At 73.2% G+C, this 22,446-nt stretch carries 23 protein-coding genes; all 23 read left to right on the forward strand.

The window, feature by feature from the left end:
* Positions 1-111 precede the first annotated feature (111 nt).
* The 23 genes from FZ988_RS03530 to FZ988_RS03640 all read left to right on the forward strand — a co-directional run bounded on the left by FZ988_RS03530 (position 112) and on the right by FZ988_RS03640 (position 22,274).
* Positions 112-1,419: a homoserine dehydrogenase gene (locus FZ988_RS03530; RefSeq protein WP_149202639.1), complete on the forward strand. Its 1,308-nt coding sequence runs from the start codon at positions 112-114 to the stop codon at positions 1,417-1,419.
* The gene (gene thrC, locus FZ988_RS03535) at positions 1,420-2,490 is read left to right on the forward strand and encodes a threonine synthase (RefSeq protein WP_149202640.1); all 1,071 of its coding nucleotides are present in this window, start codon (positions 1,420-1,422) and stop codon (positions 2,488-2,490) included.
* Positions 2,491-2,501: 11 nt separating this feature from the next.
* A complete protein-coding gene (thrB, locus tag FZ988_RS03540; protein WP_149202641.1) occupies positions 2,502-3,458 on the forward strand; it encodes a homoserine kinase in 957 nt (318 codons plus the stop codon).
* A gap of 258 nt (positions 3,459-3,716) precedes the next feature.
* Positions 3,717-5,723, forward strand: a complete 2,007-nt coding sequence (rho, locus tag FZ988_RS03545; protein WP_149202642.1) for a transcription termination factor Rho — start codon at positions 3,717-3,719, stop codon at positions 5,721-5,723.
* Between the two features lie 144 nt (positions 5,724-5,867).
* Positions 5,868-6,089 carry a 50S ribosomal protein L31 gene (gene rpmE / locus FZ988_RS03550; protein WP_149202643.1) on the forward strand — a complete coding sequence of 74 codons (222 nt, stop codon included), beginning with the start codon at positions 5,868-5,870 and terminating at the stop codon, positions 6,087-6,089.
* A 117-nt stretch (positions 6,090-6,206) separates the two neighbouring features.
* Positions 6,207-7,298 (forward strand): peptide chain release factor 1, encoded by a 1,092-nt coding sequence (gene prfA / locus FZ988_RS03555; RefSeq protein WP_149202644.1) that lies wholly within the window; start codon positions 6,207-6,209, stop codon positions 7,296-7,298.
* A complete protein-coding gene (prmC, locus tag FZ988_RS03560; RefSeq protein ID WP_149202645.1) occupies positions 7,295-8,233 on the forward strand; it encodes a peptide chain release factor N(5)-glutamine methyltransferase in 939 nt (312 codons plus the stop codon). Before prfA ends, prmC begins: the two co-directional genes overlap by 4 nt.
* Positions 8,234-8,238: 5 nt before the next feature.
* Positions 8,239-8,937 (forward strand): L-threonylcarbamoyladenylate synthase, encoded by a 699-nt coding sequence (locus tag FZ988_RS03565; protein WP_149203060.1) that lies wholly within the window; start codon positions 8,239-8,241, stop codon positions 8,935-8,937.
* Positions 8,934-10,058: a glycosyltransferase family 4 protein gene (locus tag FZ988_RS03570; protein ID WP_149202646.1), complete on the forward strand. Its 1,125-nt coding sequence runs from the start codon at positions 8,934-8,936 to the stop codon at positions 10,056-10,058. Before FZ988_RS03565 ends, FZ988_RS03570 begins: the two co-directional genes overlap by 4 nt.
* The gene (locus FZ988_RS03575; protein ID WP_246169180.1) at positions 10,055-10,531 is read left to right on the forward strand and encodes a Cg1360 family ATP-synthase-associated protein; all 477 of its coding nucleotides are present in this window, start codon (positions 10,055-10,057) and stop codon (positions 10,529-10,531) included. The genes FZ988_RS03570 and FZ988_RS03575 overlap by 4 nt, the downstream gene beginning before the upstream one ends.
* 192 nt (positions 10,532-10,723) lie before the next feature.
* Positions 10,724-11,512, forward strand: coding sequence for a F0F1 ATP synthase subunit A (atpB, locus tag FZ988_RS03580; protein ID WP_149202647.1), 789 nt, complete (start codon positions 10,724-10,726; stop codon positions 11,510-11,512).
* Positions 11,513-11,599: 87 nt separating this feature from the next.
* Complete coding sequence (gene atpE, locus FZ988_RS03585) at positions 11,600-11,830, forward strand: F0F1 ATP synthase subunit C (RefSeq protein WP_149202648.1); 231 nt, start codon at positions 11,600-11,602, stop codon at positions 11,828-11,830.
* A 2-nt stretch (positions 11,831-11,832) separates the two neighbouring features.
* On the forward strand, positions 11,833-12,426 hold the full coding sequence (locus FZ988_RS03590) for a F0F1 ATP synthase subunit B (RefSeq protein ID WP_149202649.1): 594 nt from the start codon (positions 11,833-11,835) through the stop codon (positions 12,424-12,426).
* Positions 12,426-13,241: a F0F1 ATP synthase subunit delta gene (locus FZ988_RS03595; protein ID WP_149202650.1), complete on the forward strand. Its 816-nt coding sequence runs from the start codon at positions 12,426-12,428 to the stop codon at positions 13,239-13,241. The genes FZ988_RS03590 and FZ988_RS03595 overlap by 1 nt, the downstream gene beginning before the upstream one ends.
* Positions 13,242-13,338: 97 nt before the next feature.
* Complete coding sequence (gene atpA, locus FZ988_RS03600; RefSeq protein ID WP_149202651.1) at positions 13,339-14,970, forward strand: F0F1 ATP synthase subunit alpha; 1,632 nt, start codon at positions 13,339-13,341, stop codon at positions 14,968-14,970.
* 2 nt (positions 14,971-14,972) lie between these two features.
* On the forward strand, positions 14,973-15,866 hold the full coding sequence (locus tag FZ988_RS03605; protein WP_149202652.1) for a F0F1 ATP synthase subunit gamma: 894 nt from the start codon (positions 14,973-14,975) through the stop codon (positions 15,864-15,866).
* Positions 15,867-15,934: 68 nt separating this feature from the next.
* Entirely contained in the window at positions 15,935-17,416 is a 1,482-nt protein-coding gene (gene atpD, locus FZ988_RS03610; protein WP_149202653.1) for a F0F1 ATP synthase subunit beta, read from the forward strand.
* An 11-nt stretch (positions 17,417-17,427) separates the two neighbouring features.
* Positions 17,428-17,712 (forward strand): F0F1 ATP synthase subunit epsilon, encoded by a 285-nt coding sequence (locus FZ988_RS03615; protein ID WP_149202654.1) that lies wholly within the window; start codon positions 17,428-17,430, stop codon positions 17,710-17,712.
* Positions 17,713-17,724: 12 nt separating this feature from the next.
* Positions 17,725-18,156: a DUF2550 domain-containing protein gene (locus FZ988_RS03620; protein WP_149202655.1), complete on the forward strand. Its 432-nt coding sequence runs from the start codon at positions 17,725-17,727 to the stop codon at positions 18,154-18,156.
* Positions 18,156-18,851 carry an endonuclease NucS gene (nucS, locus tag FZ988_RS03625; protein ID WP_149202656.1) on the forward strand — a complete coding sequence of 232 codons (696 nt, stop codon included), beginning with the start codon at positions 18,156-18,158 and terminating at the stop codon, positions 18,849-18,851. The genes FZ988_RS03620 and nucS overlap by 1 nt, the downstream gene beginning before the upstream one ends.
* Positions 18,852-18,898: 47 nt before the next feature.
* On the forward strand, positions 18,899-19,585 hold the full coding sequence (gene pdxH / locus FZ988_RS03630) for a pyridoxamine 5'-phosphate oxidase (protein WP_246169182.1): 687 nt from the start codon (positions 18,899-18,901) through the stop codon (positions 19,583-19,585).
* 110 nt (positions 19,586-19,695) lie between these two features.
* Positions 19,696-20,925: an N-acetylglucosamine-6-phosphate deacetylase gene (locus FZ988_RS03635; RefSeq protein WP_149202657.1), complete on the forward strand. Its 1,230-nt coding sequence runs from the start codon at positions 19,696-19,698 to the stop codon at positions 20,923-20,925.
* A gap of 332 nt (positions 20,926-21,257) precedes the next feature.
* Entirely contained in the window at positions 21,258-22,274 is a 1,017-nt protein-coding gene (locus tag FZ988_RS03640) for a LacI family DNA-binding transcriptional regulator (protein ID WP_149202658.1), read from the forward strand.
* Positions 22,275-22,446: the final 172 nt, after the last annotated feature.

The raw sequence follows: 22,446 nt of genomic DNA on the forward strand, positions 1-22,446 counted from the left end.
GGACACCCGGCCGCCCGCGGGCGGCTGCACCCGTATCCTGGGCGCGCCCGGACGCGGGCGCGGCCGGTGACGAGCCGTCGCGGGGCGTCCTGCCGTACCGAGGAGAGGTGGATGGTCGTGGCCCACGAGGGTGCGGTGCGCGTGGCGCTGCTCGGCTGCGGCGTCGTCGGGACGGAGGTCGCGCGCCTGCTCGTGGCGTCGCAGCGTGACCTGGCGGCTCGCGTCGGGGCACCGCTCGAGCTCGTCGGCATCGCCGTCCGGGACGTCGAGGTCCCGCGGGACCCCGTCGTCGACCCGGCACTGCTCACGACCGACGCCGAGGCCCTGGTCGACCGGGCGGACGTCGTCGTCGAGGTCATGGGCGGCATCGAGCCGGCGCGCACGCTCCTGCTGCGCGCCCTCGCGCGCGGGGCCGCCGTCGTGACGGCGAACAAGGCGCTGCTCGGCCAGGACGGACCGACCCTCTACGCGGCCGCCGACGCCGCAGGCGCCGACCTCTACTTCGAGGCCGCGGTCGCCGGGGCGATCCCGCTCGTCCGCCCGGTGCGGGAGTCCCTCGCGGGGGACCGCATCACACGCGTGCTCGGGATCGTCAACGGCACGACCAACTACGTGCTCGACCAGATGACGACGACGGGCCTCGAGCTCGACCAGGCCGTCAAGCAGGCGCAGGAGCTCGGCTACGCCGAGGCGGACCCGACCGCGGACGTCGAGGGGTTCGACGCGGCGGCGAAGGCCGCGATCCTCGCCTCGCTCGCGTTCCACACCCGGGTGAGCGTCGACGAGGTCCACCGTGAGGGCATCAGCTCCGTGACCGCCGACGACGTCGAGTGGGCGGGCCAGACGGGCCACGTGATCAAGCTGCTCGCGATCGCCGAGCGCGTCGACGGCCCGGACGACGGCGTCGTCGTGCGCGTCCACCCCGCACTCGTCCCGCTCGGCCACCCCCTCGCGGGCGTGCACGGCGCCTTCAACGCGGTCTTCGTCGAGGCCGAGGCCGCAGGCGAGCTCATGTTCTACGGGCGCGGAGCAGGCGGCGCGCCGACGGCGAGCGCGGTTCTCGGCGACGTCGTGACCGTGGCGCGCCACCGGGTGCTGGGCGGCAAGGGCCCGGTCGAGTCGAGCTACGCGGACCTCCCGGTCCACCCGGTGGCCCAGGCCCTGACGCGCTACCAGATCCACCTGCGCGTCGCCGACCGGCCCGGGGTGCTCGCGCAGGTCGCGCAGGTCTTCTCGACCCACGGCGTGTCCATCGAGGCGGTCCGTCAGGGCCGCGCCTCGGTCGGTGCCGACCTGGCCGACCTGCTGGTCGTGACCCACGCCGCACGCGACGCGGCGCTCGCCGCGACCGTCACCGAGCTCGCGGGCCTGCCCGCGGTCGACAACGTCCAGTCCGTCCTGCGAGTCGAAGGAGCCTAGGTGGCCCACCAGTGGCGCGGCGTCATCGCCGAGTACGCCGACCGCCTTCCCGCCCACCTGCTCACGCACGTGGTCACGCTCGGGGAGGGCGGCACGCCGCTCGTGCCCGCGCGGGCGATCAGCGAGCGGACGGGCGCCGACGTGTGGCTCAAGGTCGAGGGGATGAACCCCACGGGCTCGTTCAAGGACCGCGGGATGACGACGGCGATCTCCGCGGCCGCCGCGCGCGGCGCCCGGACCGTGGTGTGCGCGTCGACCGGGAACACCTCCGCGTCCGCCGCGGCCTACGCGACCGCGGCCGGGATGACGTGCGCCGTGCTCGTCCCGGACGGCAAGATCGCGATGGGCAAGCTGAGCCAGGCCGTGGCGCACGGCGCGCGGCTGCTGCAGGTCGACGGCAACTTCGACGACTGCCTCGTGGCGGCCCGCAAGCTCGCCGAGTCCTACCCGGTCGAGCTCGTGAACTCCGTCAACCCCGATCGCATCGAGGGCCAGAAGACCGGCGCGTTCGAGATCGTCGACGCGCTCGGCGACGCCCCGGACGTCCACGTGCTGCCCGTCGGCAACGCCGGCAACATCACGGCGTACTGGAAGGGCTTCACCGAGTACGCGGCCGACGGCCCCGCGACCCGGACGCCCGCCATGTGGGGGTTCCAGGCCGCGGGCGCGGCGCCCATCGTCGCCGGCCACCCGATCACGGAGCCCGAGACGATCGCCACGGCCATCCGCATCGGCAACCCCGCGTCGTGGCCGCAGGCCCTCGCGGCCCGTGACGAGTCCGGCGGGCTGATCGAGGCCGTGACCGACGAGCAGATCCTCGACGCGCACCGGATCCTCGCGGCCGAGGTCGGCGTCTTCGTGGAACCGGCGTCGGCCTCCGGTGTCGCGGGCCTCCTCATGCTCGCCGCACAGGGACGGGTGCCCGCGGGCACCCGCATCACCATCACGGTGACCGGTCACGGGCTCAAGGACCCCCAGTGGGCGCTGCGGACGGCCGACGGCTCCGAGGTGCGGCCCGTCCGCGTCGGTGCGGACGTCATGTCCGTCGCCGCCGCGCTCGAGCTCGACTGACCGGCCACGCGATGCGGCTGGGTAGCGACCACGTCCGGGTGCGGGTCCCTGCGACCAGCGCCAACCTCGGGCCGGGCTTCGACGCGCTCGGGCTCGCCCTGGGACATGTCGACGAGATCGACGTCAGGGCGCTCGGGAGCCCCGAGGTCACCGTCGAGATCGAGGGGGAGGGCAGCGACGACGTCCCCCGGGGCGAGGACCACCTCGTGGTCAGGGCGATCCGTGCCGCGCTCGACGAGGTCGGTGCGCCGCAGGTGGGCCTGCACCTGACCTGCGTGAACCGGATCCCGCACGGCCGGGGCATGGGCTCCTCGGCTGCTGCGGTCGTCGCGGGCATCCTCGCGGCCCGCATGCTCATCGGCGAGCCCGAGGCGCTCGACGACCGGACCGCGCTCCGGCTCGCGACGGCGTTCGAGGGGCACCCCGACAACGCCGCGCCGGCGCTCCTCGGTGGCGCGACGGTCGCGTGGACCGACGACGACGGGCCGCACGCGTCCACCCTGCCGGTGCACGCCGACGTCGTGCCGGTCGTCCTCGTCCCCGCCGTGCGCTGCGCGACCCGCACCGCGCGGGGTGCGCTCCCGGCGACCGTCCCGCACGCGGACGCGGCCTTCACGGCGGGACGCGCGGCGCTCCTCGTGCACGCCGTGTGCCACCGGCCGGACCTCCTCCTCGACGCCACCGCGGACCGGCTGCACCAGGACTACCGGGCCGCCGTCATGCGCGGCTCGTGGGAGCTCGTGCGAGCACTGCGCGACGTGGGCCAGGCCGCGGTCGTCTCGGGTGCGGGCCCCGCGGTGCTCGTCCTCGAGCGTGCGGCCGACTCCGACGCCGCGGCCCGGGCGCGCGCCGAGCTGCTCGGACCGGTGGCACCCGACGGGTCGACGCCGTCCGGATGGCGGGTCCTGACACCCGGCATCGCGCATGCCGGGGCGGTCGCGGAACGCGTCCGGACGCACCTCGGGTGAGATCCGACACACGCGCACCCGGCCTCCGGCCGCGGTGGTACCGTGGAGCATCCCCCCGGTGCTTCGTGCGGAGAACGTGCTCGTCCGCGGCACAGATCCCCTGGACCGGCGGGCCTCAGCCGCCACCTGATCGAGCCGACGTCGTCGTACGACGGAGCCGCGGCTGAACACCGATCCGGCCTCATGGCGCGGACGTCGACCCAGCGCGGCCCACCACCCCTGTGATGCAGGCCGCCGAACGAGGGGGAAGGATCCTTCGTGACCGACACCATCGATGCTGCGACGAGCAGCCCCGCGACCACCGCGGCGGCCGGCAGCACCAACCGCGGCGCCGCGCTCTCGACGCTGCGGCTCCCCGAGCTCCAGGCACTGGCCTCCGAGCTGGGCGTGCCCGGGACGTCCGGGATGCGCAAGAGCGACCTCATGAACGCGATCAAGGAGCACCGGGCGGGTGCCCCGACCGCTGCCGCCCCGCGCCGCGCGTCGAGCAGCGCCCGTTCGACGCAGGGCCGCGCCACCGCGCCGACCCGTCGCGCAGCCGCCGCCGCGTCCGCGCCCGTCGAGGCGCCTGCCAGCAGCCAGCCCAAGCTCGACCTCCCGGAGCCCAGGATCGAGCTCCCGGAGCCCAAGGAGACGCCGACCGAGCGCACCGCCACCGCGGCCGCCACGGGCCGCACGCGTGACGCCGACCGTGGTCACGGGGGCGAGAGCGCCGACGAGCGCGCCGCGCGCGCCGCCGCCGCCGCCCGGTCCGTGACCGTCGAGGGACGCCGCTCCCGCCGTGCCGGCCGCGCGGAGGGTGCGCCGGCGTCGACCGACGACTCCGCCCCCGTCGTGGAGAGCGCCGACGCCGACCGCGCGCAGCGGGACGCCCAGCGTGACGGCGGCCAGCGTGAGGCGGCCCAGCGCGGCGACGCGCAGAACCGCCAGGCCGCCCAGCAGCGCCAGCAGCCGGGCCGCGCCGTCGAGGTGTTCGACGACGAGGAGGGCGGCGGCCGCCGTCGCCGTGGCCGCTACCGCGACCGTGACCGCAACAAGCGCCGCACCGGCCGCACGGGCCAGGGCGAGCTCACGGGCTACGACGACGTCGAGGTCAACGACGACGACGTGCTGCTGCCCGTCGCGGGCATCCTCGACATCAAGGACAACTACGCGTTCGTGCGCACCTCCGGCTACCTGCCGGGGGACAACGACGTGTACGTGTCGATGAACCAGGTCAAGAAGAACGGCATGCGCAAGGGCGACGCCGTCGTGGGCGCCGTGCGGCAGCCGCGCGAGGGGGACCCGCAGCCGCAGGGCCGCAACAGCAAGGTCAACGCGCTGGTCCGGCTCGACTCGATCAACGGCATGTCGCCCGAGGAGTCACGCGCCCGCCCCGACTTCGGCAAGCTCACGCCGCTGTACCCGCAGGAGCGTCTGCGGCTCGAGACGGCGCCCAACGTCCTGACCACGCGTGTCATCGACCTGGTCGCGCCGATCGGCAAGGGTCAGCGTGGCCTGATCGTCTCGCCGCCCAAGGCGGGCAAGACGCTGGTGCTCCAGGCGATCGCCAACGCGATCACCACGAACAACCCCGAGGTCCACCTCATGGTCGTGCTCGTCGACGAGCGCCCCGAGGAGGTCACGGACATGCAGCGCACCGTCAAGGGCGAGGTCATCGCCTCGACCTTCGACCGGCCGGCGGACGACCACACGACGGTCGCCGAGCTCGCGATCGAGCGGGCCAAGCGTCTCGTCGAGCTGGGCCAGGACGTCGTCGTGCTCCTGGACTCGATCACCCGGCTGGGCCGCGCGTACAACATCGCGGCGCCCGCCTCGGGCCGCATCCTGTCCGGCGGCGTCGACTCGAGCGCGCTCTACCCGCCGAAGCGCTTCTTCGGTGCGGCGCGCAACATCGAGAACGGCGGCTCGCTGACGATCCTCGCGACGGCCCTGGTCGAGACGGGGTCCAAGGCCGACGAGGTCATCTTCGAGGAGTTCAAGGGCACCGGGAACATGGAGCTCAAGCTCTCCCGCCAGCTCGCGGACAAGCGGATCTTCCCGGCGGTGGACGTGGACGCCTCGGGCACGCGCCGCGAGGAGATCCTCATCCCGGCCGACGAGCTCAAGATCAGCTGGAAGCTGCGCCGGGTGCTGAGCGCCCTCGACCAGCAGCAGGCGATCGAGCTCATGCTCGGCAAGCTGCGGGAGACGCACTCGAACGTCGAGTTCCTGCTCCAGGTGCAGAAGACGACGCCGTCCGCCCCCGGGCACGGCAGCGACTGACGCACCGCGACCACTGATCGCGGTCGGCCCGGCGGTCGGGAAGTTTTCGGGCTTCCCCACCGTTCTGGCAGACTGTCCCCTTGGTTCCGGTTCACGTGGGCGAGCCCGCCTGCGACCCGGCGACCACCTGACGAGGAGAAGCCCGTGAAGAAGGACATCCACCCGCAGTACGTCGCCACCACGGTGACGTGCACCTGCGGCAACACGTTCACCACCCGCAGCACCGCGACGAGCGGCAGCATCCACGCCGACGTCTGCAGCGCGTGCCACCCGTTCTACACGGGCAAGCAGAAGATCCTCGACACCGGTGGCCGCGTGGCCCGGTTCGAGGCGCGGTACGGCAAGAAGGCCGACGCCGCCAAGTAGCACCCTCGACGCCGGCGGTCCGCCGCCCGGTCGCAGCGCCCTCCATGGCGCTCGACCGCGGCCGGCCCGCCGGCGTCGTCGTGTCCTGTGGGGCCCGGTCGGGAGAGGGAGAGCGCGATGAGCGAGACGCTGGACGCCGTCGGGCCCCTGCTCGCGGAGCACGCGGACATCGAGGCCCGCCTCGCCGACCCGGCGGTGCACGCCGACGCGGTGCGTGCGCGCACCCTGGGCCGCCGGTACGCCGAGCTCGGCCGCGTCGTCGCCGCGTACCGTGCGTGGGAGCAGGCCGCGGGCGACGCGGAGGCCGCCCAGGAGCTCGCGGCCGACGACGCGGCGTTCGCCGAGGAGCTGCCGACGCTGCGCCGCACGGCCGAGGAGGCCGCCGCGGTGCTCCACCGCGTGCTCGTGCCGCGTGACCCCGACGACGCGCGTGACGTGCTCCTCGAGATCAAGGCGGGCGAGGGCGGCGAGGAGTCGGCCCTGTTCGCGGGCGACCTGCTGCGCATGTACCTGCGGTACGCGGAGCGGCGCGGGTGGAGCACCGAGGTGCTCGACGCGACCCAGTCGGACCTCGGCGGGTACAAGGACGTGACGATCGCCGTGAAGTCGCGCGGGGCGGTGGCTCCCGAGGACGGCGTCTGGGCCCACCTGAAGTACGAGGGTGGCGTGCACCGTGTGCAGCGCGTCCCCGTCACCGAGTCGCAGGGGCGCATCCACACGTCGGCAGCAGGGGTCGTCGCGCTGCCGGAGGCCGACGACGCGACCGAGGTCGAGATCGACCCGAACGACCTGCGGATCGACGTCTACCGGTCCTCCGGTCCCGGCGGCCAGTCCGTGAACACGACGGACTCCGCGGTGCGCATCACGCACCTGCCCACGGGCCTCGTCGTCTCGTGCCAGAACGAGAAGTCCCAGCTGCAGAACAAGGAGCAGGCCCTGCGGATCCTGCGCGCCCGGCTCCTCGCGGCGCAGCAGGAGCAGGCCGCAGCCGCCGCGTCGCAGGCGCGCCGCTCCCAGGTCCGCACGGTGGACCGGTCGGAGCGCATCCGCACCTACAACTTCCCGGAGAACCGCATCGCGGACCATCGGACGGGGTACAAGGCGTACAACCTGGACCAGGTGCTCGACGGCGACCTCGAGCCGGTCGTGCGGTCGGCTGTCGAGGCCGACGAGGCCGCGCGCCTCGCGGAGGCCGGGGCGGCACGATGACGCCGGCCCGGCCGGGCACGTCCCTCGACGTCGCCCTGCGCGAGGGGGCCGGGCGGCTCGCCGCAGCCGGAGTCGGCTCGCCGCACGCCGACGTCGAGCTCCTCGCGGGGCACCTGCTCGGCCTCGGCCGGGGCGAGGTGCGCGCCGCCGCGGTGCTCGGCCGTCCGGCGCCCGACGGCCTCGAGGAGCTCGTCCGGCGTCGCGCCGACCGTGTGCCGCTCCAGCACCTGACCGGGACCGCGCCGTTCCGTGGGCTCGAGCTCGCCGTCGGGCCCGGCGTGTTCGTGCCGCGCCCCGAGACCGAGGCGGTCGCCCAGGTCGCGGTCGACGCCGCGCACGCCGCGGTCGCCGCGCGAGGCGCGGCCGTGGTCGTCGACCTGTGCACGGGCTCGGGCGCGATCGCCCTCGCCGTCGCGCACGAGGTCGCCGGGGCACGGGTCCACGCGGTCGAGCTCGACGCCCGCGCCGAGGCCTGGGCCAGGCGCAACCTCGACAGCCTGCCCGCGGGTGCCCGGGTCACGCTCGTCCGCGGCGATGCGCGGACCGCCCTGCCCGAGCTCGCGGGGACCGTCGACGTCGTGGTGTCCAACCCGCCGTACATCCCGCCGGACGCGGTGCCGGTGGACCCGGAGGTCCGGGACCACGACCCGGAGGTCGCCCTGTACGGGCTCGGGCCGGACGGCCTGCTCGTGCCGCGTGGTGTCGCCGCGGCGGCCGCCCGTCTCCTGCGGGTCGGGGGGGTGCTCGTGATGGAGCACGCCGAGGTCCAGGCACCGGCCGTGCGGCGTCTGGTCGCCGAGGTCGTGCGCGACGACGGCACGCCCGCCTTCACCGACGTCGCGACGCGGACCGACCTGACGGGCCGGGACCGCATGGTCGTCGCCCGGCGGGCCGCGCCGTCGGGCAGCCCGGTCGTGAAAGACTCGCGCCCGTGACGCTCATGCAGTGCAGCGACCCCGCGACGTGGGGTCCCGCGATCGACGAGGCGGTCAACGTCCTGGGGCGTGGCGGTCTGGCCGTCCTGCCGACGGACACGGTCTACGGCATCGCCGCCGACGCGTTCACGCCCCCGGCCGTCGCGGCGCTGCTGGCCGCGAAGGGTCGGGGCCGGCAGATGCCGCCACCGGTGCTCGTCCCCGACGTCCGCACGCTCGACGGCCTGTGCGTCGGCGTCACCCAGGCCGTGCGTGACCTCGTCGCGGCGTTCTGGCCCGGCGGCCTCACGGTCATCTGCCGCGCGCAGCCGTCCCTCGCGTGGGACCTCGGCGAGACCCACGGCACCGTCGCCGTCCGGATGCCCGACCATCCCGCCGCCCTCGCGCTCCTGCGCCGCACGGGCCCGCTCGCCGTCTCCAGCGCCAACCTCACGGGACGGCCGGCAGCCCTGACCGCGACCGAGGCGCATGAGCAGCTCGGCGGGTCGGTCGCCGTCTACCTCGACGCCGGCCGCGTCCCGGGCGGTGTCGCCTCGTCGATCGTCGACGCCACGGACCCTGCCGGGACGCTGCGCCTCGTGCGTGCCGGCGCCCTCAGCCTCGACGAGCTGCGGGCGGTCGCGGACGTCCTCGGGCCCGACGACCGGACCGACCCGACGGACCAGGCGGAGGCGTCCACGGCGCCCGGTGGGGGCGCCGGGTGAGGGTCTACCTGCTCCTCATGCTCGTCGCGGCGGCCGTCACCTACCTGACGACGCCGCTCGCGCGGTGGATGGCGCTGCGCTCGGGTGCGATCACCGCGGTGCGGGAACGCGACGTCCACGCGACGCCGACGCCGCGCATGGGCGGCGTCGCGATGTTCCTCGGCATGGCGGTCGCGCTCGTGCTCGCGGCGCAGATGCCGTTCCTCGAGGGTGTGTTCGAGACGTCCAACACGGTGTGGGCGATCCTGGGCGGTGCCGCGCTCGTCGGGCTTCTCGGCGCGGCTGACGACATCTGGGACCTCGACTGGTACACCAAGCTCTTCGGCCAGGTGCTCGCGGCGGGGTTCATGGCGTGGCAGGGCGGCGTGCAGCTCTACTCGGTGCCCATCGCGGGCCAGACCATCGGGTCGAGCGGCATGTCGCTCGCGGTGACGGTCCTGGTCGTCGTCGTCGCCATCAACGCCGTGAACTTCGTCGACGGGCTCGACGGGCTCGCCGCGGGGCTGATCGCGATCGGCGGGGCGGGCTTCTTCGCCTACACCTACCTCCTGTCGATCGACGCGAGCCCGCTGGACTACTCCGACGAGGCGAGCCTCGTCGTCGCGGTGCTCGTGGGCGCGTGCCTCGGGTTCCTGCCCCACAACTTCCATCCGGCGCGCATCTTCATGGGCGACTCGGGCTCGATGATCATCGGACTCACCATCGCAGCAGCGGGCATCGTGGTCACCGGGCGCATCGAGCCGCTCGAGGTCTCGGCGCGTCAGCAGCTCCCCGCGTTCCTGCCGACCCTCCTGCCGGTCGCCGTGCTCATGCTCCCGCTGCTCGACATGGGGCTCGCGGTGATCAGGCGCGTCGGACGCGGGAAGTCGCCGTTCCACCCCGATCGCAGCCACCTGCACCACCGCATGCTCCAGCTCGGGCACTCGCACCGGCGCGCGGTCGTCATCATGTACCTGTGGACGGCGCTGTTCGCGTTCGGCGCCGCGTCGCTCATGGTCTGGACGACGACGACCGTGCTCGTGGCCACCGGCGTCGGCGCGATCCTGATCCTGGCCCTGACCCTGGGCCCGCTCGGCGGCAAGGCCCGCCGCCCCACCCCTTCGCGAGGAGCCCGACCATGACCGAGAACGTGCCGAGCGCCGCGGACGAGCCGGCTCCCGACGTGACCGGCCAGGGCGCCCCTGCCGCGGACCCCGTGCGCGACGTCCTCCAGCAGGCCCTGCGGGGGATGCTGGTCCTCGTCGCGGTCGTGACGGTCGTCGGCGTGGTCGTGGGTGGCATCGTCGCCGGGCTCCCCGGTGTCTGGGGCGCCCTCATCGGCGCTGCCGTGGCGCTCCTGTTCAGCGGGACGACGGTGGTCTCGATGATGCGGACGACGACGGCGTCCGTCACCACGACCGGGGCAGTGATCCTCGGCGCCTGGCTCGTCAAGATGATGGTGCTCGTGGCGCTCTTCGCCGTGCTCGACGGCATGGACTTCTACGACCGACGAGTGCTGGTGGGGGTCGTCCTGGTCGGCGTCGTGGGCTCGGCCTACCTCGACTACCGGGCCGTGAGCCGGGGCCGCGTGCCCTACACCGAGCCGTCGGCCTGAGGAAGGACGAAGGTCCGTGGCGAGGGTTGTGAGCGGATGCACAAGTGCGGACACGCGGTCGGACGAAGGTCCCCGATGGGTTAGGATTTCGGCGATCCAACATGACCTGGTCCGACGGCGCGCCTGCACGGCGGTTCCCGTTGCACCAACGACCCGGGGGAGTGCGCTCTGTCCACCGTCGCGACGAACCTCATGATCGCCGCCTCCGGTGAGGGCGGCGGGTTCCACCCGCCGTCGATCGCCGAGTTCTTCCCCGCGGCCTTCGCCTTCGAGGGCACCCCGTTCGAGATGAACCGGATCATCCTGGTCCGGCTCGTCGCCACCGCGGTCCTCGTCGCGCTCTTCGTGGTCGCCGCGCGCCGTGCCCAGCTCGTGCCGGGCCGCGGCCAGAACGTCGCCGAGATGGCGCTCGACTTCGTCCGGGTCAACATCGCCCAGGAGACGATGGGCCACAACGCCAAGCGGTTCCTGCCGATGCTCACCACGATCTTCTTCGCGGTGCTCGCCATGAACCTCACCGGCGTGGTGCCGCTGCTCAACATCGCGAGCACCTCGCTCATCGGCATGCCGCTCGTGCTGGCCGCCTGGGTGTACGTCATGTACCTCGCCGTGGGCATCAAGAAGTTCGGGCTCGGCGGCTACCTCAAGAACAACCTGCTGCCGCCCGGCCTCCCGCCGGTGCTGTACGTCCTCGTGACGCCGATCGAGGCGCTCCAGGTGTTCGTCTTCCGGCCCGCGACCCTCGCCCTGCGACTCACGGCCAACATGATCGCCGGCCACCTCATCCTCGTCCTGTGCTTCGGCGCGACCCACTTCTTCCTCTTCGAGGCGGGAGGCGCCCTCAAGGCCGCGGCGGCGCTGTCGCTCACGGCCGGCGTGGCCTTCACACTCTTCGAGGTGCTGGTCGCCGGGCTGCAGGCGTACATCTTCACCCTCCTGGCCGCCGTGTACCTGAACATGGCGGTCGAGGAGGAGCACTGATCCTCGTCCGACCTGCTCGCGCCACCAGCGCGTCGAGCGCCGACACGACGTCCGGGTCCCCGGACGCCTCATGAAGGGAAACCCCTAGTGGACAGCACCACGCTCGCCGCGGTCAGCGGGAACATCGCGACCATCGGCTACGGCCTCGGCACGCTCGGCCCGGGCATCGGCCTCGGCATCCTCATCGGCAAGGCGCTCGAGGGCATCGCGCGTCAGCCTGAGGTCGCGGGCCAGCTGCGCACCACCATGTTCATCGGTGTCGCCTTCGTCGAGGTGCTCGCGCTGCTCGGCCTGGTCACCGGCTTCCTCTTCTCGTGACCATGCGCATCCTGGACGCAGCGGCGCTCCTCGCCGCCGAGCCGGGCGAGGAGGTGAAGGGCGTCAACCTCCTCATCCCGGCGGACTACGACATCCTCTGGTCGATCGTCGTGGCCGTGATCATCGGCTTCGCGTTCTACCGGCTCGTGCTGCCCAAGTTCACCGCGGTCCTGGACGAGCGCACCGAGAAGATCGAGGGTGGCATCGCCAAGGCGGAGAACGCCCAGGCCGAGGCCGCCGCGGCCCTCGCCGAGTACCACAGCCAGCTCGCGGAGGCGCGGGCCGAGGCCGCGCGCATCCGCGAGGACGCGCGCGCCGAGGGCGGCGCCATCGTGGCCGAGCTGCGCTCCAAGGCGTCGGACGACGCCGCGCGCATCCTCGAGAACGCCCAGCGGCAGATCGAGGCCGAGCGCCAGCAGGCGTCGGTCGCGCTCCGCGCCGAGGTCGGTGCGCTCGCGACGGAGCTCGCGTCGCGCATCGTCGGTGAGGCCCTCGCCGACTCCGCACGGCAGTCGCGGGTGATCGACCGGTTCCTCGACGAGCTCGAGGCGACCACGGTCGAGTCCGGTGCCGCGTCCGCGAGCCGGGAGAGCTGATGCGGGGAACCAGTGCGGCGTCGCTCGAGCAGGTGGCACGGGCCTTCGAGCCCGTGCTGCAGGCCGCGGGTGACGACGCCTCGACGCTCGGCGCCCAGCTGTTCGCCGTCGTCGACGCGCTCGACTCCTCCGGATCCCTGCGCCGGGCGCTGAGCGACCCGTCACGGGACGGGGACGCGAAGGCCGGGCTGGCGAGCGGGCTGCTCGCCGGGCGGGTCGACCCGCGGGTCGTCGACATCGTCTCGGCGTTCGCCCGGGCGCGCTGGTCGGCCGAGGCGGACCTGACCGAGGCCGTCGAGCAGGTCGCGGCGGACGCGGTGCTCGCGGGCGCCCAGTCCGCGGGCCTGCTCGCGCAGGTCGAGGACGAGCTGTTCCGGCTCGACCGGACCCTCGTGGGGCAGCGCGAGCTGCGCCGCGCGCTCACCGACCGCTCGGCGACGTCCGAGAACCGGACGGCGCTCGTGCGTCGGCTCATCGAGGGCAAGGTCACGGCACCCACGCAGCAGCTCGTCGAGCGCGCCGCAGCCACCCCCCGGGGCCGGACCATGGCCACGACCCTCGCGCTCCTGGGACGGCTCGCCGCCCGCCGGCGCCAGCGGCTGCTCGCCGCGGTGTCGACGGCGTCGCCGCTGACCGAAGCGCAGGTCACCAGGCTGCGCTCGCTCCTCGAGAACGCCTACGGGCGGCAGATCCAGCTGAACATCGCCCTGGACCCCCAGGTCCTCGGCGGGCTGCGGATCCAGGTCGGGGCCGAGGTGGTCGACTCGACCGTGCTGGCCCGGCTCGACGACGCACGACGCCGGCTCGCGGGCTGACGCGGGCATCACGACGCACCGAGCCGCCCACCGTGCGCGGCTCGCACAGGATGTGGACGACAGCACCGGACGGTGCGGTCACGACAGGAGAGAGACCATGGCTGAGCTGACGATCAGGCCCGAGGAGATCCGGGCTGCGCTGGACAGCTTCGTGAAGTCCTACGAGCCGCAGGGCGCCGTTCGCGAAGAGGTCGGTCGCGTCACGCTGGCCGGCGACGGCATCGCGCAGGTCGAGGGCCTTCCCGGCGCGATGGCCAACGAGCTGCTCGAGTTCGAGGACGGGACGCTCGGCCTGGCGCTGAACCTCGACGTCCGCGAGATCGGTGTCGTCGTCCTCGGCGAGTTCACCGGCATCGAGGAGGGCCAGGTCGTCCGACGCACGGGCGAGGTGCTCTCGGTGCCCGTCGGCGACGGCTACCTCGGCCGCGTGGTCGACCCGCTGGGCAACCCGATCGACGGCCTCGGTGACGTCGCGACCGAGGGCCGCCGCGCCCTCGAGCTCCAGGCGCCCGGCGTCATGTCACGCAAGAGCGTGCACGAGCCGCTCCAGACGGGCCTCAAGGCCATCGACGCGATGATCCCGATCGGCCGCGGCCAGCGGCAGCTCATCATCGGCGACCGCCAGACCGGCAAGACGGCCATCGCGATCGACACGATCATCAACCAGAAGGCCAACTGGGAGACGGGCGACCCCACGAAGCAGGTCCGCTGCATCTACGTGGCGATCGGCCAGAAGGGCTCGACGATCGCGTCCGTGCGTGGCGCGCTCGAGGAGGCCGGTGCGCTCGAGTACACGACGATCGTCGCGGCCCCGGCGTCCGACCCCGCGGGCTTCAAGTACCTCGCGCCGTACACGGGCTCCGCGATCGGCCAGCACTGGATGTACGACGGCAAGCACGTCCTGATCATCTTCGACGACCTGTCGAAGCAGGCCGAGGCCTACCGTGCCGTCTCGCTCCTCCTGCGCCGCCCGCCGGGCCGCGAGGCCTACCCCGGTGACGTGTTCTACCTGCACTCCCGCCTGCTCGAGCGCTGCGCGAAGCTCAGCGACGAGCTGGGCGCCGGCTCCATGACCGGTCTCCCGATGATCGAGACCAAGGCGAACGACGTCTCGGCGTACATCCCGACCAACGTCATCTCGATCACCGACGGGCAGATCTTCCTGCAGTCCGACCTGTTCAACGCGGACCAGCGGCCCGCCGTCGACGTCGGCATCTCGGTCTCCCGTGTCGGTGGGTCCGCGCAGGTCAAGGCCATGAAGAAGGTCTCCGGCACGCTGAAGATCGACCTCGCGCAGTTCCGCTCCCTCGAGGCCTTCGCGATGTTCGCGTCCGACCTCGACGCGGCCTCGCGCCAGCAGCTGACCCGTGGCGCGCGCCTCATGGAGCTGCTCAAGCAGCCCCAGTACTCGCCGTACCCCGTCGAGGACCAGGTCGCGTCGATCTGGGCCGGCACCAAGGGCAAGCTCGACAAGGTCGCGCTCGCGGACGTGCGCCGTTTCGAGACCGAGATGCTCGACCACCTGCGCCGGCACACCTCGGTGCTCGACACGATCCGTGAGACGGGCCAGCTGTCCGACGAGACCGAGGCCGAGCTCGCCGCCGCCGTCGACGAGTTCGCCCAGGGCTTCCTCGCGGGCTCCGACGTGGTCGCCGCCGAGGTCCCCCAGGAGGGCGACCTCGAGGCCGAGGTCGAGCAGGAGCAGATCGTCAAGCAGAAGCGGGGCTGAGCGTGGCGGGCCAGCAGCGCGTCTACCGGCAGCGGATCCGGTCGACACAGTCGCTGAAGAAGATCTTCCGCGCGATGGAGCTCATCGCTGCCTCGCGCATCGGCAAGGCCCGGGACCGGGTCACTGCGGCGGCACCCTACGCGCGTGCGCTCACGCGTGCGGTGTCGGCTGTCGCGACGCACGCCGGGGTCGACCACCCGCTCACGACGGAGCGTCCCGACGCCCGGCGTGTGGCGATCCTCCTCGTGACGTCGGACCGCGGCATGGCCGGCGCGTACTCGGCGTCGGTGCTGCGCGAGGGCGAGCGGCTCATCCAGCAGGTCACGGACGAGGGCAAGGAGGTCGCGCTCTACGTGACCGGTCGGCGCGCCGTCTCGTTCTACTCGTTCCGCCACCGCGAGGTCGCGGGCCAGTGGACGGGATCGTCCGACGCACCCTCGGCCGAGACGGCGCAGGAGATCGCCGACACGCTGCTCCAGGCGTTCCTCGCGGCGCCGGAGGACGGCGGCGTCGGTGAGCTGCACGTCGTGTACACGCAGTTCGTCAACATGGTCACGCAGACGCCCCGCGTGATCCGCATGCTGCCGCTCGAGGTCGTCGAGGGGGTCGCGGCCCCGGGGGAGGACCCGCTCCCGCTCTACGAGTTCGAGCCGTCGCCCGAGGTCGTCCTGGACGCCCTCCTGCCGCGGTACATCCAGAGCCGGATCCACAGCTGCCTGCTCCAGGCCGCCGCGTCCGAGCTGGCCGCACGCCAGCGCGCGATGCACACGGCGACGGAGAACGCCGAGGACCTCATCAGGATGTACACCCGGCTGGCCAACCAGGCCCGCCAGTCCGAGATCACCCAGGAGATCAGCGAGATCGTGTCCGGCGCCGACGCGCTGGCCGCCTCCTGACCCCGCGCACCACCTGGACCACGCACCAACCACCGGGGCACGCTCCGGTCGAGCGAAGCGAGAGAGACATGACTGCCACCACCACCGACACCGCGGCCAAGGCCACGGGCGGCGCCGGCACGGGCCGCGTCGCCCGGGTGATCGGCCCGGTCGTCGACATCGAGTTCCCGACCGACGCGATCCCCGAGATCTACAACGCGCTCGAGGTCGACATCGACCTCGGCCAGCAGGACGGCGGCACCGCGACCTCGTTCACCCTCAAGCTCGAGGTCGCCCAGCACCTCGGCGACTCGATGGTGCGCGCGATCGCGCTCAAGCCGACCGACGGCCTCGTGCGCGGTGCGGTCGTCACGGACACGGGCCAGCCCATCAGCGTGCCCGTCGGCGACGTGACCAAGGGCCACGTCTTCGACGTGACCGGCGAGGTCCTGAACCTCAAGGAGGGCGAGAAGCTCGAGATCACCGAGCGCTGGCCCATCCACCGCAAGCCCCCGGCCTTCGACCAGCTCGAGTCGAAGACCCAGATGTTCGAGACCGGGATCAAGGTCATCGACCTGCTGACCCCGTACGTCCAGGGCGGCAAGATCGGCCTCTTCGGTGGTGCGGGCGTCGGCAAGACGGTCCTGATCCAGGAGATGATCTACCGCGTCGCCAACAACCACAACGGCGTGTCCGTGTTCGCGGGCGTCGGCGAGCGCACCCGTGAGGGCAACGACCTCATCGACGAGATGACCGAGTCCGGCGTCATCAAGCAGACCGCCCTCGTGTTCGGCCAGATGGACGAGCCGCCGGGCACGCGTCTGCGGGTCGCACTGTCCGCGCTGACGATGGCGGAGTACTTCCGCGACGTGCAGAAGCAGGACGTTCTCCTGTTCATCGACAACATCTTCCGCTTCACGCAGGCCGGCTCCGAGGTCTCGACGCTGCTCGGCCGCATGCCCTCCGCCGTCGGCTACCAGCCGAACCTCGCGGACGAGATGGGCCAGCTCCAGGAGCGCATCACCTCGACGCGCGGCCACTCCATCACGTCGCTCCAGGCGATCTACGTGCCCGCGGACGACTACACGGACCCGGCCCCGGCGACGACCTTCGCGCACCTCGACGCGACGACCGAGCTCTCCCGTGAGATCGCGTCGCGCGGCCTGTACCCGGCCGTCGACCCGCTGACGTCCACGTCGCGCATCCTCGACCCGCGGTACGTCGGGCAGGACCACTACACGGCGGCCGTCCGCGTCAAGCAGATCCTGCAGCGCAACAAGGAGCTCCAGGACATCATCGCGATCCTCGGCGTCGACGAGCTGTCCGAGGAGGACAAGATCGTCGTCTCGCGTGCGCGTCGCATCCAGCAGTTCCTGTCGCAGAACACCTACATGGCGACCCAGTTCACGAACGTGCCCGGCTCGACCGTCCCCCTGACGGAGACGATCGAGGCCTTCACGAAGATCGCCGACGGCGAGTTCGACCACATCGCCGAGCAGGCCTTCTTCAACATCGGCGGTCTCGAGGACCTCGAGCGCAACTGGGCCCGGATCCAGTCCGAGATCGGCTGAGGAGCGCACAGGTGGCGAACCTCGAGGTCGACCTCGTCGCTGCGGACCGCAAGGTCTGGTCGGGCGAGGCCAGCATGATCAGCGCACCGGCCGCGGACGGCGACATCGGCATCCTGCCCGGGCACGCGCCCGTGCTGGCGGTGCTGCGCGCCGGCACGGTCCGGATCACCGCGGTCGACGGGGGGTCGCACGTCGTCCAGGTCGACGCGGGCTTCCTGTCCGTCGACGACAACCAGGTCACCGTCGTGGTCGACACCGCCCGGGACGCGGTGCCCGGCACGACCGGCAGGCACTGAGGCGCGCCGACCGTGGAGGTGCTGGCCGCGCTGCTGGGGGTCGGGGCGCTGCTGCTCGCCCTGGCCGTGCCGCTCGGCCTGTACCTCTCACGGCAGAGCACCCTCTCCCGCCGCGTCGGCTCGTTCACGTGCCAGCTGCGCGACGAGCTGCCTGACGAGGACACGGGCTGGGTCGCCGGCATCGCCCAGTACGGCACCGCGCGGATCGTCTGGTGGCGCACGCTCTCGCTCGCGCCCCGCCCGGCCCGCACCTGGTCCCGCAACGACCTGGTGCTGCTCGAGCGGGTCCCGCTCGACGAGGTCGACGACGCCGGCAGGGCGATGATGCTCGTCCATTGCCGCCACCACGAGGAGAGGTTCCAGCTGACGATGTCCGTCGCCGCCTGCGCAGGGCTCGTGTCCTGGCTCGAGTCCGGTCCGCGGCCCGTCGGGAGGGTGCTCTAGTGCGGCTCGTCGTCGCGCAGTGCTCGGCGCGCTACACGGGCCGCCTCTCGGCCCACCTCCCGCTCGCGACGCGCCTCCTCGTGGTCAAGGCCGACGGCAGCGTGCTGCTCCACTCGGACGGCGGGTCGTACAAGCCCCTCAACTGGATGAGCCCGCCGTGCTCGCTCGCCGTCCTGGACCCGGCGCCTGACGCCGCCGATCGGGGCGTGACCCAGGTGTGGCACGTCCAGCACACCAAGTCCGACGACCGGCTCGAGATCGAGCTGCACGACGTGCTGCACGACTCGGCCCACGACCTGGGCGTGGACCCCGGGCTCGTCAAGGACGGCGTCGAGGCGCACCTCCAGGCGCTCCTCGCCGAGCAGATCCAGCTCCTCGGCCACGGGCACGTGCTCGTGCGACGCGAGTACCCGACCGCCATCGGCCCCGTCGACATCCTCGCGCGGGACGCCTCGGGCGGCTCGGTCGCCGTGGAGATCAAGCGCCGCGGCGACATCGACGGCGTCGAGCAGCTCACGCGGTACCTCGAGCTGCTCAACCGTGACCCGCACCTGGCCCCCGTGCGCGGAATCTTCGCCGCGCAGGAGATCAAGCCGCAGGCCCGCGTCCTCGCGCAGGACCGCGGGATCAGCTGCCTCGTCCTCGACTACGAGGCGATGCGCGGCGTCGACGACGTCGACTCACGGCTCTTCTGACCGGACGGGGACGCCGTGCCGACGAGGACGCGCTGCCGGGGCCGCTCGTGAACGACGCGGGTGGTGCCGCCGAGCGGGCCGCGGCCGCGCGTCGGGAGCGGCTCGCGGCGCTGCGACGCAGCTACGAGCGCTCGACGCTGGCCGAGGCCGACCTCGCGCAGGACCCGTTCGTCCAGTTCCACCGGTGGTTCGACGACGCGCTCGCCGCCGGCCTGACCGAGCCCAACGCGATGGTCCTCGCCACGGCGGGACCGGACGGGACACCGTCGGCCAGGGTCGTGCTGCTCAAGGGCCTCGACGAGCGTGGGTTCGTCCTCTTCACCCACCACGGCTCCCGCAAGGGCCGCGAGATGCTCGCGAACCCGCGTGCGTCGCTCGTGTTCCCGTGGTTCGAGATCGACAGGCAGGTCGTGGTCGTCGGCGACGTCGAGCAGGTGGATCGCGCGACGACGCGCGAGTACTTCCGGACCCGCCCGCGCGACTCGCAGATCGCCGCGTGGGCGAGCACCCAGTCGAGCGTCCTGGCGTCCCGCCGGGAGCTCGACGACCGGTTCGCGCAGGAGTCCGCGCGCCGTGTCGACGACGCCGAGGTCCCCGTGCCCGACCACTGGGGCGGGTTCCGCGTGGTGCCGCAGACGATCGAGCTGTGGCAGGGGCGCGTCTCGCGGCTGCACGATCGGCTGCGCTACCGCCGCGACGGCCACGGCTGGGTCGTCGAGCGCCTCGCGCCCTGACGCGTCCCTGGCCCAGTGCCCTGGCCTCTCCCGGGACCGACGGACCGGCACGTCCGGGCCCGGGTCCCTCGGCCCAGCGCCCGGGACGGGCAGGGGGCCACAATGGGAGCATGATCGCCTCGCAGACGCCGTCCGGAGCCCTGACCTACCGCGGACGCGTGGTGACCCCTGGCGGCGTCCTCGACGACGGGCTCGTCGTGCTCGAGGGCGAGCGGATCGCCTGGGTCGGCGCCGCCGAGGCGGCACCGCAGGGCATCGACGTGCCGCCCGCCGCCCCCGGCCCGCGGGCCACGATCGTGCCCGGCCTGGTGGACATCCACTGCCACGGGGGTGGGGGAGCGGGCTTCCCCGACGTGGCCGACGCCCAGGCCGCCCGCACGGCGGTCGCCGAGCACCTCGCGCACGGCACCACGAGCCTCGTCGCGTCGCTCGTCACCGCCGATGCCGAGACGCTGGTGCGGCGCACGGCGATGCTCGCCGAGCTCGCCGCGGCGGGGGAGATCGTCGGCATCCACCTCGAGGGGCCCTTCCTCTCCCGCGCGCGCTGCGGGGCGCAGGACCCCGCCCTCATGCAGGCCGGCAGCGCCGCGCTCGTGCGTGAGGTCGCGCGTGTGGGCGGCGGCTGGTTCGCGACCATGACGATCGCACCCGAGGTCCCGGGCGTGCTCGGTGCCGGCGGCGCGCTCGAGGCGCTCGCCGAGGTGGGTGCGGTCCCGTCCATCGGGCACACCGACGGCTCGGCCGAGCTGACCGAGGAGGCGCTGGTCGCGGCCCGGCGGGCCCTGGGCGCCGAGGGGACCCGCTCCGGGCGGCCGACGGCGACCCACCTGTTCAACGGCATGCGCGCGCTCCACCACCGCGACCCGGGCCCGGTGGCCGCGTGCCTCGCGGCTGCCGCCCGCGGCGAGGCGGTCGTCGAGCTCGTGGCCGACGGCGTCCACCTCTCACCGGCGACGGTCCGCACCGTGTTCGACCTCGTCGGGCCCGGTTCCGTCGCACTCGTCACTGACGCGATGGCGGCGGCGGGGATGCCCGACGGACGCTACGACCTCGGGTCGATGCAGGTCAGGGTCGTGGACGGCGTCGCGCGCCTGGCGGACGGCGACGCGATCGCCGGCGGGACGGCCCACCTCCTCGACGTCGTGCGCAGCACGGTCGCCGCGGGTGTCCCGGTCGCGCACGCGATCGAGGCCGCGACGGCGACACCCGCGTCGGTGCTCGGCCGCACCGACATCGGTGCGCTCGCGGCGGGGCTGCGTGCGGACGTGCTCGTGCTCGACGACGACCTGCGGCCCCTCGAGGTCGTGCGCGGCGGTCGCGTCGTGGTGCCCTCCGCCTGAGACGACTCCCGCCGCTGGGGCGGCCGACGGCCACCCCAGGGGTCGCGTGCGCCCGGATGAGTCCGGGCCATCCCGTGAGTCGTCGGCGCGCAGGGTTCCACGCCACGCCGCGAGTCGTGCGTACGCCGGGAGCAGCGGCGCGCCACGCCATGAGTCGCCTGCGCCTTCGGCTGTCGAAGCGCTTCGTTGCGCATTCGTGACCTGGCGCCCTTGACCGGATCCTCTGCTGCCTGTTTACTCCTGTCGAAGCGCTTCGACGAAGCGCTTCGACACAGGGACCCGGCGCCTCGCGCGCCGCGGCGCGACGGAGCACCGAGCCGAGGGAGGCGGGCATGTCGACGATGCAGGACGTCGCCCGTCGGGCCGGGGTCTCGGTCAGCACCGTCTCCTACGCCCTGAGCGGCGCCCGGCCCGTCTCGGCGCCGACGAAGGCGCGGGTCGAGCAGGCGATGAGCGAGCTCGGCTTCCGGCCGAACGCGTTCGCGCGTGGACTCGCGAGCCGCCGGAGCCGGACCATCGCGTTGATCTTCCCCGCGACCGAGGCGGGCATCAGCGGGACCGTCGCGGAGTTCGTCTCGAGCGCTGCCGGCACTGCGCGGAGCCACGGCTACCACCTGGTCCTCTGGCCGTTCGCGGCCCACGAGGCCGAGGAGATCCGTGACCTCGTCCACCAGGGGATGGCGGACGGCGTGCTCCTCATGGAGGTCTGCCTGCAGGACGACCGCGTCGAGGCCCTGCACGCCGCGGGCGTCCCGTTCACGATGATCGGCCGTACCGAGCACGTCGAAGGCCTCACGTTCGTGGACATCGACTTCGACGCGACGGTGCGGCAGGCCGTCGCGCACCTCGTGGACCTCGGGCACCGGCGGATCGGGTTCCTCAACCACTCCGCGACGAGCCACGCGGCCGGGTACGCGCCCACCCTGCGGGCCGAGCGCGCCTTCGGCGAGGCGATGCGCGAGCGGGGCCTGGAGGCCCACGCGGTGCTGTGCGACGAGAACCCGGCGGCGGGCCGCCGTGCCATGACCGAGCTCCTCGAGCGTGACCCCGCGATGACGGCCGTGCTCACGATGAACGAGATGGCCACCTTCGGAGCCGCCGTCGAGCTCCAGGCCCGCGGGCTCCGGGTCCCGGCCGACGTGTCCGTGCTCTCGATCGCGACGTCGCCCGGTGTCGGCGCCCTCAGCAACCCGCCGCTGACCACGATGCACGCGCCCGGCTCAGAGCTCGGTCGCCTCGCGGTGCTCAGCCTCATCCACCTGATCGAGGAGCCGGACGGGCACCCGCCCGAGCCCAGCCTCCTCGTGTGCGACCTCGAGCCGGGCGGGACCACCGCGCCGCCCCCGTGACTCGACCACCTGACGGGTCCGAGGACCAGCCTCCAGGTCGAGCAGCGAGCCACCCACCAGACCCCCGCTCGTCGGGACGCACGACAGCCGGACCGGGCCTCATCCAGCACCACGCGAGCAGCACCTGGCAGCACCTGGCAGCACCGAAGCACGACCGAGCAGCAACCAGATC

The organism is Actinotalea subterranea, assembly GCF_008364845.1.
Lineage (GTDB): Bacteria > Actinomycetota > Actinomycetes > Actinomycetales > Cellulomonadaceae > Actinotalea > Actinotalea subterranea.

Coding starts and splice junctions, on each gene's coding strand:
- atpB (WP_149202647.1), top strand. CDS start 10,724: ATGATCGCCGCCTCCGGTGAGGGCGGCGGGTTCCACCCGCCGTCGATC.
- prfA (WP_149202644.1), top strand. CDS start 6,207: ATGAGCGAGACGCTGGACGCCGTCGGGCCCCTGCTCGCGGAGCACGCG.
- FZ988_RS03590 (WP_149202649.1), top strand. CDS start 11,833: ATGCGCATCCTGGACGCAGCGGCGCTCCTCGCCGCCGAGCCGGGCGAG.
- FZ988_RS03635 (WP_149202657.1), top strand. CDS start 19,696: ATGATCGCCTCGCAGACGCCGTCCGGAGCCCTGACCTACCGCGGACGC.
- prmC (WP_149202645.1), top strand. CDS start 7,295: ATGACGCCGGCCCGGCCGGGCACGTCCCTCGACGTCGCCCTGCGCGAG.
- FZ988_RS03595 (WP_149202650.1), top strand. CDS start 12,426: ATGCGGGGAACCAGTGCGGCGTCGCTCGAGCAGGTGGCACGGGCCTTC.
- atpD (WP_149202653.1), top strand. CDS start 15,935: ATGACTGCCACCACCACCGACACCGCGGCCAAGGCCACGGGCGGCGCC.
- FZ988_RS03640 (WP_149202658.1), top strand. CDS start 21,258: ATGTCGACGATGCAGGACGTCGCCCGTCGGGCCGGGGTCTCGGTCAGC.
- FZ988_RS03565 (WP_149203060.1), top strand. CDS start 8,239: ATGCAGTGCAGCGACCCCGCGACGTGGGGTCCCGCGATCGACGAGGCG.
- FZ988_RS03575 (WP_246169180.1), top strand. CDS start 10,055: ATGACCGAGAACGTGCCGAGCGCCGCGGACGAGCCGGCTCCCGACGTG.
- FZ988_RS03530 (WP_149202639.1), top strand. CDS start 112: ATGGTCGTGGCCCACGAGGGTGCGGTGCGCGTGGCGCTGCTCGGCTGC.
- thrB (WP_149202641.1), top strand. CDS start 2,502: ATGCGGCTGGGTAGCGACCACGTCCGGGTGCGGGTCCCTGCGACCAGC.
- atpA (WP_149202651.1), top strand. CDS start 13,339: ATGGCTGAGCTGACGATCAGGCCCGAGGAGATCCGGGCTGCGCTGGAC.